Origin of the sequence: Escherichia sp. E2748 (assembly GCF_005781125.1) — a bacterium.
Lineage (GTDB): Bacteria > Pseudomonadota > Gammaproteobacteria > Enterobacterales > Enterobacteriaceae > Escherichia.
The window spans coordinates 21,539-34,996 of the sequence record NZ_VATP01000015.1; the positions used below are offsets into that span (position 1 = coordinate 21,539).

General features: G+C 53.2%; 12 protein-coding genes. 5 read left to right on the forward strand and 7 right to left on the reverse strand.

Annotation, left to right across the window (positions count from 1 at the left end):
* Positions 1 to 4 precede the first annotated feature (4 nt).
* Both FEK42_RS13320 and FEK42_RS13325 read left to right on the forward strand, forming a co-directional pair.
* On the forward strand, positions 5 to 511 hold the full coding sequence (locus FEK42_RS13320) for a tripartite tricarboxylate transporter TctB family protein (RefSeq protein WP_130209456.1): 507 nt from the start codon (positions 5 to 7) through the stop codon (positions 509 to 511).
* A gap of 12 nt (positions 512 to 523) precedes the next feature.
* Positions 524 to 2,014, forward strand: a complete 1,491-nt coding sequence (locus tag FEK42_RS13325; RefSeq protein ID WP_130223361.1) for a tripartite tricarboxylate transporter permease — start codon at positions 524 to 526, stop codon at positions 2,012 to 2,014.
* 212 nt (positions 2,015 to 2,226) lie between these two features.
* Here FEK42_RS13325 and udp read toward each other — a convergent pair whose 3' ends face one another.
* Complete coding sequence (udp, locus tag FEK42_RS13330) at positions 2,227 to 2,991, reverse strand: uridine phosphorylase (protein ID WP_130209452.1); 765 nt, start codon at positions 2,989 to 2,991, stop codon at positions 2,227 to 2,229.
* A 261-nt stretch (positions 2,992 to 3,252) separates the two neighbouring features.
* On the opposite strand from udp, the gene FEK42_RS13335 reads away from it, so the two are divergent.
* Positions 3,253 to 4,068, forward strand: a complete 816-nt coding sequence (locus FEK42_RS13335) for a dienelactone hydrolase family protein (RefSeq protein ID WP_130209450.1) — start codon at positions 3,253 to 3,255, stop codon at positions 4,066 to 4,068.
* Between the two features lie 38 nt (positions 4,069 to 4,106).
* On the opposite strand, the gene metE is transcribed toward FEK42_RS13335, so the two are convergent.
* The gene (gene metE, locus FEK42_RS13340; protein WP_138211857.1) at positions 4,107 to 6,368 is read right to left on the reverse strand and encodes a 5-methyltetrahydropteroyltriglutamate--homocysteine S-methyltransferase; all 2,262 of its coding nucleotides are present in this window, start codon (positions 6,366 to 6,368) and stop codon (positions 4,107 to 4,109) included.
* Between the two features lie 117 nt (positions 6,369 to 6,485).
* Here metE and metR point away from each other — a divergent pair, with 117 nt between their 5' ends.
* Positions 6,486 to 7,439, forward strand: coding sequence for an HTH-type transcriptional regulator MetR (gene metR / locus FEK42_RS13345; protein ID WP_000573618.1), 954 nt, complete (start codon positions 6,486 to 6,488; stop codon positions 7,437 to 7,439).
* Here the strand turns inward: metR and bioP are convergent.
* The 3 genes from bioP to pldB all read right to left on the reverse strand — a co-directional run bounded on the left by bioP (position 7,327) and on the right by pldB (position 10,132).
* Entirely contained in the window at positions 7,327 to 8,226 is a 900-nt protein-coding gene (gene bioP / locus FEK42_RS13350) for a biotin transporter (RefSeq protein ID WP_001196237.1), read from the reverse strand. The two genes, metR and bioP, sit on opposite strands and share 113 nt — an antisense overlap.
* Before the next feature lie 75 nt (positions 8,227 to 8,301).
* Complete coding sequence (gene yigL / locus FEK42_RS13355; protein ID WP_130209446.1) at positions 8,302 to 9,102, reverse strand: sugar/pyridoxal phosphate phosphatase YigL; 801 nt, start codon at positions 9,100 to 9,102, stop codon at positions 8,302 to 8,304.
* Between the two features lie 7 nt (positions 9,103 to 9,109).
* The gene (gene pldB / locus FEK42_RS13360; RefSeq protein ID WP_130209444.1) at positions 9,110 to 10,132 is read right to left on the reverse strand and encodes a lysophospholipase L2; all 1,023 of its coding nucleotides are present in this window, start codon (positions 10,130 to 10,132) and stop codon (positions 9,110 to 9,112) included.
* A gap of 110 nt (positions 10,133 to 10,242) precedes the next feature.
* Here pldB and rhtB point away from each other — a divergent pair, with 110 nt between their 5' ends.
* A complete protein-coding gene (rhtB, locus tag FEK42_RS13365; RefSeq protein ID WP_130209442.1) occupies positions 10,243 to 10,863 on the forward strand; it encodes a homoserine/homoserine lactone efflux protein in 621 nt (206 codons plus the stop codon).
* Positions 10,864 to 10,924: 61 nt separating this feature from the next.
* On the opposite strand, the gene rhtC is transcribed toward rhtB, so the two are convergent.
* The gene (rhtC, locus tag FEK42_RS13370) at positions 10,925 to 11,545 is read right to left on the reverse strand and encodes a threonine export protein RhtC (protein ID WP_000928845.1); all 621 of its coding nucleotides are present in this window, start codon (positions 11,543 to 11,545) and stop codon (positions 10,925 to 10,927) included.
* A gap of 63 nt (positions 11,546 to 11,608) precedes the next feature.
* On the reverse strand, positions 11,609 to 13,438 hold the full coding sequence (gene recQ, locus FEK42_RS13375) for an ATP-dependent DNA helicase RecQ (RefSeq protein WP_130209494.1): 1,830 nt from the start codon (positions 13,436 to 13,438) through the stop codon (positions 11,609 to 11,611).
* Positions 13,439 to 13,458 lie beyond the last annotated feature (20 nt).

Consider the following 13,458-nt stretch of genomic DNA (forward strand, 5'->3'; position numbering starts at 1 on the left):
GTCGATGAACACAAAACAGTCTGTTGCTCAACTCGCCGTACCGCACCGCAAGCGCCTTTCATCCACCGTGGTGGTGGCGCTGTTACTTTGCGTAGTTGCTGGCACAGTGATGATTAATGCCGCTGATTTTCCAGCAACTGCCATTGAAACGGATCCCGGTGCAAGTGCCTTCCCTACCTTCTATGCCTGCGCCCTGATTGTGCTCGCTGTCTTGCTGGTGATACGCGATCTTTTGCTGGCAAAACCAGAATCTTGCGCCAACGCACAGGAAAAACCGGCATTCAGGAAAACGGCAACGGGAATTGCGGCAACCGCGTTTTATATTGTGGCGATGAGCTACTGCGGTTATCTCATTACTACTCCTGTTTTCCTCATCGTCATTATGACGTTGATGGGCTACAGGCGATGGGTACTCACACCGGGTATTGCGCTCTTGTTAACGGCAATCCTCTGGTTGCTGTTCGTCGAAGCGTTACAGGTGCCATTGCCTGTCGGCACATTTTTCGAATAACAGGGGCCGGCAATGTTTGAAAGTGAACTTTTAACTCAGGGTTTTTCGACATTACTCAGTAATCCTCAGGCGCTGCTGTTTGCCACGTTTGGGGTGATGCTGGGTATTGTGATTGGCGCCCTGCCCGGTTTAACAGCGACCATGGGGGTGGCGATTTTACTGCCTTTCACCTACGGCATGGAGCCTGTTTCTGGCTTGTTGATGATTTGCGGCGTCTTTTTTGGCGGCGTCTATGGCGGTTCTATCACCGCAATTTTGCTCAAAATTCCAGGCACACCCGCAGCCGCAGCCACCGCAATTGACGGTTATGAGCTGACGAAGCAGGGAAAAGCCGGGCTGGCGTTGAGTGCCGCCACGTTCTCTTCCTTTAGCGGCGGAACAATCAGCATTATTGTGCTGATGTTTCTCTCTCCGGTACTTGCCAGTTGGGCGTTGAAGTTTAGTGCTTCAGAGTCCTTCGCCCTGGCAACCTTCGGGCTGAGTATTATTGCCAGTATTTCCGGCGAGTCGTTGATTAAAGGACTGATTGCCGGAGTTGGCGGATTGCTGATCGCAACGATAGGCCTGGATCCAATGGGCGGTTTTCCACGGTTTACAGGTGGATTTGTGGAGCTGATGAATGTGCCATTTATCCCGGTGATGATTGGTTTATTTGCTGCTTCAGAGGCATTCCGCTCTATGGAGCAAAACCAGCAAATTCGTCAGGGCGCGAAGGTGGCTATCGGCAGTCTGTTACTGCCCTGGCAAACGCTACGTCGCATCGCATTAACCATTTTGCGCTCATCAGGATTAGGGGTTTTTATCGGCATGATCCCCGGTGCGGGAGCGGATATTGCAGCTTTTGTTGCCTATAACGAAACTCGTCGTTTCAGTAAGACGCCTGAAAACTTTGGTAAGGGTGAGATTAAGGCGGTGGCCTCCTGTGAGGCAGGCGCGAATGGCTGCACCGGTGGCGCCTTGTTACCTATGCTGACGCTAGGGATCCCTGGCGATGCGGTAACCGCCATCATGCTGGGCGCGTTAACGTTACAAGGGATGCAGCCAGGTCCACTGATGTTTACCGACCACGGCGATATGGTTTATACGCTGTTTGTCGGCATGATCTTCTGTTACTTCATGCTGCTAGTGCTTGGGCTGCTCTCTTTGAAAGTCATCGGCAACGTGGTGAAAATCCCCGGCAATATTCTCACGCCGATGATCCTCGCGCTTTGTGTTGTTGGGACTTATGCGCTGAACAATAGCCTGTTTGATGTCGGCATTATGCTGATTGCGGGCGTAGTGGGCTATTTCATGCAGAAAGGGGGATATCCGGCGTCGCCAGTGGTCCTGGCATTGATTATGGGGCCAATGGCAGAAAGTAATTTTCGCCGGGCGCTGTCGCTTTCGGGTGGGTCACTCGACTTTCTGTATACCCGACCGATCACCCTGGCATTGCTGACTCTGGCAGCCTTTACGCTGCTGACGCCAATAATCCGCAAAATTATGCGCTTACGGCGTCAGTAACAGATATCGCTCTCCGAAGTCGGGGAGTATGAGACTGATGACAAACGCTAAATTGCCTGATGCGCTGCGCTTATCAGGCCTACCACAGAAATGCAATGTATTGAATTTGCATGCTTTTGTAGGCCAGGATAAGGCGTTCACGCCGCATCCGGCATGAACAAAGCACACGTTAACAACAATCGGAATGCTCCCCTAAGCCAGGGAGCATTTTTTTATTTCAGCAGACGACGCGCCGCTTCCACTACGATTTTCACCGCATGGCTTTCGGTTTGTTTCATCGTCTCGGCGTTCGGGATCTCTTGCTGGGTGCGGTTAACGATAACGCCCGCCACCATACCCGCGCGCAGGCCCTGACTTGCACACATAGTCAGCAGGGTTGCAGATTCCATTTCATAGTTCATTACGCCCATCGCCTGCCACTCTTCCATCGAGCCTTTAAAGTGGCGCACAACACGACCAGAGTAAGTATCGTAACGCTCCTGGCCCGGGTAGAAGGTGTCAGAAGAAGCAGTCACACCAATGTGGGTGGTCGCGCCAATGGATTTCGCGGCTTCTACCAGTGCAGTCGTACATTCGAAATCAGCGACAGCCGGGAACTCCAGCGGAGCGAAGTGCAGGCTCGCGCCATCCAGACGAACAGACGCCGTGGTAACCAGGACATCACCAACATTAATATGCGGCTGAATAGCCCCCGTCGTACCGATACGCAGGAAAGTGCGAATGCCCAGCTGTGCCAGCTCTTCAACAGCAATAGAAGTAGACGGACCGCCGATACCGGTAGAGCAGACAATAACAGGTTTACCATCCAGCTCTGCGCGCCAGGTGGTGAATTCGCGGTGAGATGCCAGCTTAACCGGCTTATCCATCAGCGCGGCGATCTTTTCCACACGATCCGGGTCGCCAGGGACGATGGCAAGCGTAGCCCCTTGTAAATCGTTTTTAGTGAGGCCGAGATGAAAAACATCAGACTTGGACATATACAACTCCTCTGTGAATCGGTTTAGTCAGAAGAAGCAAAAAGACACTTTACCGAAGGATTTAACATTTTTTCGTGACACCCATCACCATGACGCAAATGTGTTGCATGCATTTACCTGATAAAAGTGATTTAAATCACATAAATAACTCTTTACCGTGTGTTGTTGCATAAAAGATGAGCCGATTCAGGCAATGTGATTTGTTGCATGCTGACTATAGTTAACATTGCGCAAAATTTTTATAAGGGTACGGAGAATACCATGGCAACAACACAACAATCTGGATTTGCACCTGCTGCATCGCCCCTCGCCTCGACCATCGTTCAGACCCCGGAAGATGCGATTGTGGCAGGGTTCACCTCTATCCCTTCACAAGGGGATAACATGCCTGCTTACCATGCTCGCCCAAAGCAGAGCGATGGCCCACTGCCAGTGGTCATTGTAGTGCAAGAAATTTTTGGCGTGCATGAACATATCCGCGATATTTGTCGCCGTCTGGCGCTGGAGGGGTATCTGGCTATCGCACCAGAACTCTATTTCCGCGAAGGCGATCCGAATGATTTCGCCGATATCCCAACGCTGCTAAGTGGTCTGGTGGCAAAAGTACCTGACTCACAGGTATTGGCCGATCTCGATCATGTTGCCAGTTGGGCGTCACGCAACGGCGGCGATGTCCATCGTTTAATGATCACCGGATTTTGCTGGGGCGGACGCATCACCTGGCTGTATGCCGCGCATAATCCACAGTTAAAAGCCGCAGTGGCGTGGTACGGCAAACTGACGGGCGATAAGTCACTGAATTCACCGAAACAACCTGTTGATATCGCAACCGATCTTAACGCTCCTGTTCTCGGCTTATATGGCGGCCAGGATAACAGCATTCCGCAGGAGAGCGTGGAAACGATGCGCCAGGCGCTGCGGGCAGCAAACGCGAAAGCAGAGATTATCGTTTACCCGGATGCAGGACATGCATTCAACGCCGATTATCGTCCGAGCTATCATGCCGAGTCAGCGAAAGACGGCTGGCAGCGAATGCTGGAATGGTTCAGGCAGTATGGTGGCAAGAAGTCGCTGTAATGAGAAAAGACCGGGTGGTATTACCACCCGGTTTGGATTTACCCCCGACGCAAATTCTGCGCCGCCTGCACCATGTTTGCCAGCGCGGCGCGGGTTTCTGGCCAGCCACGCGTTTTCAGGCCGCAGTCCGGGTTGACCCACAGACGCTCTGCCGGAATGCGTTTTGCCGCTTTCTTCAGCAAGGCTTCAATCCATTCCACACTCGGTACGTTTGGCGAGTGAATGTCATAGACGCCTGGGCCAATTTCATTCGGATAATCAAACTCTTCAAACGACTCCAGCAACTCCATGTCGGAACGCGAAGTTTCAATGGTAATGACGTCTGCATCCAGCGCCGCAATCGAATCCATGATGTCGTTGAACTCGCAATAACACATGTGAGTGTGGATTTGCGTTTCATCTTTCGCTACGGCGGCGTTGATACGGAAAGCCTCCACGCCCCACTGGAGATAAGCATCCCAGTCGCTGCGACGCAGCGGTAAACCTTCGCGCAGTGCCGGTTCGTCAATCTGGATGATACCAATCCCTGCCGCTTCCAGGTCCGCCACTTCATCACGCAGCGCCAGCGCAATTTGTTTGGCGATGGTTTCACGGCTGACATCTTCACGCGGGAACGACCAGCAGAGAATCGTCACCGGGCCCGTCAGCATCCCTTTCACCGGTTTATCAGTCAGCGATTGCGCGAACGATGCCCACTCCACGGTAATCGGTGCCGGGCGGCTAACGTCACCAATAACAATCGGTGGCTTCACGCAGCGGGAACCGTAGCTCTGTACCCAACCGTTTTGCGTAAAGACAAAACCGTCGAGATGCTCACCAAAGTATTCCACCATGTCGTTACGCTCGGCCTCGCCATGTACCAACACATCCAGTCCCAAACGTTCCTGCTCAACAATGGCCTGCTTGATATGTTCCGCAATGCCCGTGCGGTAGTTATTGGCGTCAAGATTGCCCTTTTTGAAATCCAGACGCAGGGTACGAATTTCCGTGGTTTGCGGGAAGGAACCAATCGTGGTGGTCGGCCACGCGGGCAGTTTAAAACGCGCACGCTGGGCTTCGGCACGCACTTCATAGACATTAGCACGCTGACTGTCCTGGGCGGTGATCGCCGCCAGACGTTTTTCTACCGCCGGATTATGTACACGGGTAGATTGGCGGCGCGCCTGAATCGGGGCGCTCCACTCTGCCAGAGCTGCCGTGTCACTACTGTTCAGCGCATCGCGCAGCAGCGCCAGTTCATGGCATTTTTGCAGGGCGAAGGCAAACCAGCTTTTCACTTCTGCATCAAGACGCGTTTCCACGCTCAGGTCGATGGGGCTGTGCAGCAGTGAGCAGGAAGAAGCTACCCACAAATCACGTTTGCCGACGATATCCTTAACTTGTGCATATTTCTCGGTAAGATCGGCGCGCCAGACGTTACGACCATTGATAAGACCAGCAGACAGCAGCCAGTCAGAAGGCAAACGCTTGTGCAGTTCAACAACGTCATCTTTGCCATGCACGAGGTCAACATGCAGCCCCTGAACAGGCAGCGCAGTAATCGTGTCGAGGTTTGGTGTGACGCCTTCAAAATAGGTAGTCAGCAGCAGTTTCACCTGGCCCTGGAGCGCGTCGTAAGCGGGTTTGTATGCATCCAGCCACGCCTGCGGCAGTTCCAGTACCAGAGCTGGTTCGTCGATCTGTACCCACTCAATGCCGCGTTTTGCCAGTTCTGCCAGCACTTGCTGATAAACCGGCAGAATGTCGTTCAGCAGGCTCAGGCGGTCAAACTGTTCACCTTTCACTTTCCCCAGCCACAGGTAGGTAATCGGCCCCAGCAGCACAGGTTTCACCTTGTGGCCCAGCGCCAGCGCCTCGTCCACTTCCTCCAGCAGCTGCGTCCAGGTCAGTTTGAACTGTTGGCCTTTTACGAACTCCGGCACCATGTAGTGATAGTTGGTGTTAAACCATTTGGTCATTTCCGCTGCCGCCGCAGGTTCGCCAGTCGGCGCACGTCCACGACCAATACGGAACAGGGTGTCGATATCTACCGAACCATCTTTGTTCTGGTGACGCGCCGGAACGTTACCCAGCAGCAGGCTGGTGGTCAGAACATGATCGTACCAGGCAAAATCGCCCACCGGCAGCAGGTCGATACCCGCTTGCTTTTGTTGATCCCAGTGACGAGCACGCAATTCACGCCCTACTGCCAGCAGTTCTTCACGCGTGGAGTTCCCCGCCCAATAACTTTCTTGCGCTTTTTTCAGCTCGCGACGCAGGCCAACGCGAGGAAAACCGAGGGTGTGATTAAGAATTGTCATTATATGCCCCTTGTGGAATTTTTAGTATTTAGACGTCCAGATGTTTACACATCCATATTTGCCAGTTACTGTATATTCCTCAAGCGCAAATTATTCATGCCGAAGTGAAGGACTTTCATGATCGAAGTAAAACACCTGAAAACGCTACAAGCGTTGCGGAACTGCGGCTCGCTCGCAGCCGCTGCGGCGACGTTGCATCAGACGCAATCCGCCCTGTCTCACCAGTTTAGCGATCTGGAACAACGTCTTGGCTTCCGGCTATTCGTGCGTAAAAGCCAGCCGCTTCGCTTTACACCGCAGGGAGAAATCCTGCTACAACTGGCAAACCAGGTACTGCCGCAAATCAGCCAGGCACTGCAAGCCTGTAATGAACCGCAGCAGACACGCCTGCGCATCGCCATCGAGTGCCACAGCTGTATTCAGTGGCTGACGCCTGCGTTAGAAAATTTCCATAAGAACTGGCCGCAGGTGGAGATGGATTTTAAATCAGGAGTAACGTTTGACCCGCAGCCCGCGTTGCAACAGGGCGAGCTGGATCTGGTGATGACGTCCGATATTCTGCCGCGCAGTGGCCTGCATTATTCGCCGATGTTCGATTATGAAGTACGCCTGGTGTTAGCACCTGACCATCCACTGGCGGCAAAAACGCGTATTACACCGGAAGATCTCGCCAGCGAAACGCTGTTGATTTATCCGGTGCAGCGTAGCCGACTGGATGTCTGGCGGCATTTTCTTCAGCCAGCAGGCGTCAGCCCGTCACTGAAAAGCGTCGATAACACCTTATTGTTGATTCAGATGGTTGCCGCACGGATGGGTATTGCCGCACTACCGCATTGGGTAGTGGAGAGTTTTGAACGCCAGGGTCTGGTGGTCACCAAAACCCTGGGCGAAGGCTTGTGGAGCCGACTGTACGCCGCCGTGCGCGATGGCGAGCAGCGTCAGCCGATTACAGAAGCGTTTATTCGTTCAGCGCGCAATCACGCCTGCGATCATCTGCCGTTTGTGAAGAGCGCGGAGCGACCCACTTACGATGCACCCACAGTGAGGCCAGGATCACCAGCGCGCCTGTAATAAACGTTGGCCAGTGCGGCTGTTGGTGCCAGATAGCCAGGTTTACCAGCAGCCCTGCCGGAACGTGCATATTATTCATAATGCCCAGCGTTCCGGCGTCCACCTGCGTCGCGCCGTAGTTCCACATAAAGTAGCCAATCCCGGAAGCCACCACGCCAAGAAACACCAGAATGCCCCATTGCAACGTGGTTTGCGGCATTTTCTGCGCATTTCCCAGCAAGAACCATGCAATCACTGCCACCAGGAACGCGCCAAGATAGAACCACGCAAAGGCGTTATGCTGCGGCATCGGGCGAGTTTCCATCAGGCGTTTATAGCCCACCATACCAATGGCAAAAGTGATATTGGAGAGTTGTACCAGCAGCAGGCCCGTCCAGAAATGGTCGGTGACCTGATCGTAGCGAATAATTCCGGCGCCAATCACCGCCAGCAAGGCGCTAAAGGCATAGCCCCAGCGCAGGCGGCGCTTGCTCATGATGTCATAAATCAGCGTGATGTAGAGCGGCGTCAGCACGGTGAACAGCAACAGTTCGGAGACCGTCAGGTAGAGGTAAGCACGGAAACTCAGCATATACATCACGCCAAGCTGCATCGCGCCCACCAGCATATACAGGCCGACCGTTTTCAGGCTATTGCCACGGGTACGCAGAAACGGCAGAAAAACGAGTGCCGCCAGGCCAACGCGCACCAGCACCGCAAAATAGCTATCGACGTGGCCCGCAAGGTACTCGCCATAAAAGCTAAAGGAGAAGGCCCACAGAATCGTGGTGATGATAAGTAGCGCCACAATGGAAAACTCTTTGATTAACGAGTATCCATTGTAGCGAAGTATCAGGTTGACAACTGACCAAATAAAGAACGATTACGATAAATAGAGCTTACGCAGATAATGCGGCACTGCGTCTTCGGCGTTAGTACCAATCACTTCCAGCTCTGGATGCAGATCTTTCAGCCGTTGATGTGCGCTGCCCATAATGCAGCCTTTACCCGCCATCGACAGCATTTCGGCATCGTTCATTCCATCGCCAAAGGCAATACAATCTTGCAGGCTGTAGCCCAGTTTCTTCGCTACCGCTTCCAGGGCATGGCCTTTTGAAACGCCGCCAGCCATGACTTCCAGGCAGGTTAAGGTAGAGAAACTGACATTGACGCGATCGCCCCAGCGAGCGTTAATCGCTTGCTCCAGTGGCAGAAGTTTTTCATGGGAATCACTGGTGAAGAACACTTTGCTGACACCTTCTGGTTCCAGCAACCCCGGCTCATACAGCGCATATTTGAATACCGCTTCTTTAAAAAAGCGCATCTCTTCCGGGCGGTGGCGATTCATAAACCATTCGTCGTCGCGATAAACGTTAGTAATGATGTCCGGATTGTCGTTGACTACGCCAAACAGGTCACTGGCAATGTCGCGATCCAGGTTATGAGCAAAAACCAGATTGCCATCCAGATCGTGAACGCGCGCGCCATTGGAGGTAATCATGTAAGACTTAATCTCCAGATTATCGCGAATTTGCCCCACATCAACGTGGTGGCGACCAGTCGCAAACACAAAGTTGATGCCGCGCGCGGTGAGCAGCTTCAGAGTTTCTTTGGCGTAAGGGGATAACGTATGGTCGGGAGAAAGTAACGTGCCATCTAAATCAGACGCAACAACCTGGTACATAAGAAATTTAAACCTCTGTAGAGCGGTTTCCGCTGGGTGAGTTATGCCTGTTGAAAAAATCAACGATGGCGTGGAGCGCGACTGAGCGCATTGCGTCCTTTTCAAAAAGGATCTCGTGGTACGCACCTTTAATTACCAACGGTCGACCTCCTTCTACAGGGTGGCCCGCAGCGGCGCGAAGTTCACAAAAACGGTCGTGCATGCGGTTATCCACCACGCGCTCTTCTTCAGCCTGCAAGAGAAGCGTTGGCGTGGCGTCATCACCTGCTCCGGCTAACACCTGTTCTCCGGCCAGAATACTTTCGCGTACCCAATGGTATGTCGGCCCGCCGACACGAATCGTTGGGTCATCAGCATAGAAGCGTAGATTGCGCCGATATCGCTGCCTGCTGTGGGTAAGCACGTTGATGGTAAACGGCAAGGCGCGCCAGCGCCCGGTGCCTATCGCATAGCCATCGCGAAAACGTGGGTGCGCTTCGGCCCAGTTTAGGATCTGCCGCGCCATAAATGACGGCATGCGAATCACAATACCAAACATTGGCGCGGTCAGTGCAATGGCATCGCACACGCCAGGATGGCGTTGCAGGAACAGAGTGGAGATTGCGCCGCCCATCGAGTGGGCCAGTATATAGCGTTTACGCCACGGACCTGGCTGGACCTCTTGTTGCCAGAACGCCGCCAAATCATCAACATAATCATCAAAGCGATTAACATGGCCGAGATGTGGATCGGCTAACAGACGACCAGAACGCCCTTGCCCGCGATGGTCGATGATTAATACGTCAAACCCCAGTTGAAACAGGTCATAAGCCAGTTCCGCATATTTTACGTAGCTCTCAATGCGCCCTGGACAGATGACGACCACCCGGTCATGGTGCTGCGCGCGAAAACGGACAAAGCGCACCGGAATGTCATCCACACCAGTAAACTCTGCTTCATCACGCTGACGCCAGAAATCAGTCAGCGGTCCCATGGTAAAAGCAGCAAACGCTTTTTCTCTTGTTTCCCAGTCTTTTTGCTGCTGAAACATCGGGTAATCAGCCTCTTAAACCACGTAAAATCGTTTTTTTAAGCGTGCCTGACACAACGCTGCGACAGTAGCGTATTGTGGCACAAAAATAGACACACCGGGAGTTCATCATGACTTTAGAATGGTGGTTTGCCTACCTGCTGACATCGATCATTTTAAGCTTGTCGCCAGGCTCTGGCGCAATCAATACCATGACCACTTCCCTTAACCACGGTTATCGTGGTGCAGTGGCGTCTATTGCTGGTTTGCAAACCGGGCTGGCGATTCATATCGTGCTGGTTGGCGTGGGATTGGGGACGCTATTTTCCCGCTCATTGATTGCGTTTGAAGTGTTGAAGTGGGCGGGAGCGGCTTACCTGATTTGGCTGGGGATCCAGCAGTGGCGCGCCGCTGGTGCAATTGACCTTAAATCGCTGACCCCGACCCAATCACGGCGTCATCTGTACCAACGGGCCGTGTTTGTGAATCTCACCAATCCCAAAAGTATTGTGTTTCTGGCAGCGCTATTTCCGCAATTCATCATGCCGCAGCAGCCGCAAGTTATGCAGTATATCGTGCTCGGCGTCACCACCATTGTGGTCGATATTATTGTGATGATCGGTTACGCCACCCTCGCCCAACGGATCGCGTTATGGATAAAAGGGCCGAAACAAATGAAGGCATTGAATAAGATTTTCGGCTCGCTGTTTATGCTGGTGGGAGCGCTGTTGGCATCGGCGAGACACGCTTGAAAAATAATGTCGGATGCGGCGTAAACGCCTTATCCGACTTACTCTGATGACGCGTCTGGCATCAACGCGAAATAATCAAATGAATGCCAAATCCGGCAAATAATGCCCCGGCAAAACCATCAATCCACTTCGCCAGACGTTGATAACCACGGCGCATTTGCGGCAGGGCAAACAGGCTGGCAACGACGGTAAACCATGCCAGCGTTTCGACAATAATCAGCGCGAAAATGCCCCAGCGTTCGGTGGTGCCGACGTTATCGCCGACAAACAGCGAGAACACCGAGCCAAAGTAGATAATCGCTTTCGGATTGGCGAGATTGGTCAGTAAACCTTTCAGGAAACTGCGCCCACTTTTCGCCAGTTCTACCTGTGGCGCAGGTGCAGAAACAACCTCTTTTTTCAGTGCACTACGCAGCATCTGATAACCCATCCAGCAGAGATACAGGCCACCACCTACCATAATCAGCGTATGCAGCCAGGCCATTTTTTCGATAATCAGATGCAGGCCAAGCAGCGCAATCCCAGCCCAAACCATTACGCCGCAGGTAATGCCCAGCACACCCATCATCGCTTCTTTACGGGAACGACTAACGGCGGTCTGAGAGACAAAAAAGAAATCGGGACCGGGGCTCATAAGCGCCACGATGTGCACCATGGCAACGGTGAGGAATAACATCAACATACAATTGACTCGCGGGGAAAACGTTTACGGAATCTTCATCCTGGCACTTTTTTATGCCGCTGACTACTCTTCGTCGTCGCCGTCAACATGCGCGCGGATAAGCGTCATAAACGGTTTACCAAAGCGTTCCAGCTTGCGCATCCCAACGCCGTTAACGCTGAGCATTTCGCTGGCGGTGATCGGCATCTGTTCCGCCATCTCAATTAAGGTTGCGTCGTTAAACACCACGTACGGCGGGACATTGCTTTCATCGGCAATCGATTTACGCAGTTTGCGTAATTTAGCGAACAGTTTACGGTCATAGTTGCCGCCGAACGATTTCTGCATCGCTTTCGGTTTGAGCGCCACAATACGCGGCACGGCAAGTTGCAAAGAGGATTCGCCACGCAGTACCGGGCGAGCGGCTTCTGTCAGCTGTAACGCGGAGTGCTGGGCAATATTTTGCGTCACCAGGCCGAGGTGAATCAGCTGGCGGATCACGCTCACCCAGTGCTCATGACTTTTATCACGGCCCATACCATAGACTTTCAGTTTGTCATGACCATAGTCGCGGATACGCTGGTTATTAGCACCACGAATCACTTCCACCACATAACCCATCCCAAACCGCTGATTTACGCGACCGATAGTGGAAAGGGCAATCTGCGCATCGGTCGAACCATCGTACTGTTTCGGCGGATCGAGGCAGATATCGCAGTTACCACATGGTTCCTGACGACCTTCGCCAAAATAGTTCAGCAACACCAGACGGCGGCAGGTTTGCGCTTCGGCAAATGCGCCCATCGCATTGAGTTTGTGGCGCTCGATATCCTGCAATTGCCCTTGCGGCTTCTCTTCCAGACAACGGCGCAGCCACGCCATATCAGCCGGATCGTAAAACAGCATCGCTTCCGCGGGCAGGCCATCACGCCCGGCGCGACCGGTTTCCTGATAATAGGATTCGATATTGCGCGGAATATCAAAATGCACCACGAAGCGGACGTTCGGCTTGTTGATGCCCATGCCGAACGCCACCGTCGCCACCACAATTTGCAGGTCATCGCGCTGGAATTTCTCCTGCACATCGGCGCGAACATCGTTTTCCAGGCCGGCATGATACGCCGCCGCGCTAATTCCTTTACTTTGCAGACGCGCGGCTGTGTCTTCTACTTTCGCCCGACTGTTGCAGTAGATAATGCCCGACTTTCCCCGCTGTTCCTGCACGTAACGCATCAACTGATCGAGCGGTTTGAACTTCTCCATCAGCATGTAGCGAATATTCGGACGGTCAAAACTACTGATTTGAATTAGCGGATCGTTCAGCCCCAGCAGGCGCACGATATCCTGCCGCGTGGTGTCGTCGGCGGTGGCGGTTAGCGCCATAAACGGCAGCGTCGGAAAACGCTGACGCAGCTGACCGAGCGCGGCATATTCCGGGCGGAAATCGTGGCCCCACTGGGAGATACAGTGCGCTTCATCAACGGCTAATAACACCGGATTCCAGTGCGCCAGATGCTCAAGGAAGTTATCCAGCATCAGGCGTTCCGGCGCGATATAGAGCAGACGAATTTGCCCGGTACGGCAGCCTGTCATCACTTCAAGTTGCTGCTCTCGGGTTTGCGTCGAGTTAAGGCACGCCGCCGCCACGCCGTTGGCTTGCAGTTGATCCACCTGATCTTTCATCAACGAAATCAGCGGTGAAACAACCACGGTAAGGCCGTTTAGCAATAAGGCAGGAATTTGATAGCAAAGGGATTTTCCGCCACCAGTGGGCATGACGACCAGGCAATCGCGACCGGAAAGTACGGTGTCGATAATCTCTTCCTGACCAGGGCGAAACTGTTGGTAGCCAAAGGTTTCTTGTAAAACCTGCTTAGCTCCGGACTCCAGATTCAACACTTCCGCCTGCGCCACATTCACCCCGATTGCCTGAA

Excerpts from the sequence above, each read along its gene's own strand:
- FEK42_RS13320 (WP_130209456.1), top strand. The coding sequence starts at position 5 with ATGAACACAAAACAGTCTGTTGCTCAACTCGCCGTACCGCACCGCAAG.
- FEK42_RS13325 (WP_130223361.1), top strand. The coding sequence starts at position 524 with ATGTTTGAAAGTGAACTTTTAACTCAGGGTTTTTCGACATTACTCAGT.
- udp (WP_130209452.1), bottom strand. The coding sequence starts at position 2,991 with ATGTCCAAGTCTGATGTTTTTCATCTCGGCCTCACTAAAAACGATTTA.
- FEK42_RS13335 (WP_130209450.1), top strand. The coding sequence starts at position 3,253 with ATGGCAACAACACAACAATCTGGATTTGCACCTGCTGCATCGCCCCTC.
- metE (WP_138211857.1), bottom strand. The coding sequence starts at position 6,368 with ATGACAATTCTTAATCACACCCTCGGTTTTCCTCGCGTTGGCCTGCGT.
- metR (WP_000573618.1), top strand. The coding sequence starts at position 6,486 with ATGATCGAAGTAAAACACCTGAAAACGCTACAAGCGTTGCGGAACTGC.
- yigL (WP_130209446.1), bottom strand. The coding sequence starts at position 9,102 with ATGTACCAGGTTGTTGCGTCTGATTTAGATGGCACGTTACTTTCTCCC.
- pldB (WP_130209444.1), bottom strand. The coding sequence starts at position 10,132 with ATGTTTCAGCAGCAAAAAGACTGGGAAACAAGAGAAAAAGCGTTTGCT.
- rhtB (WP_130209442.1), top strand. The coding sequence starts at position 10,243 with ATGACTTTAGAATGGTGGTTTGCCTACCTGCTGACATCGATCATTTTA.
- rhtC (WP_000928845.1), bottom strand. The coding sequence starts at position 11,545 with ATGTTGATGTTATTCCTCACCGTTGCCATGGTGCACATCGTGGCGCTT.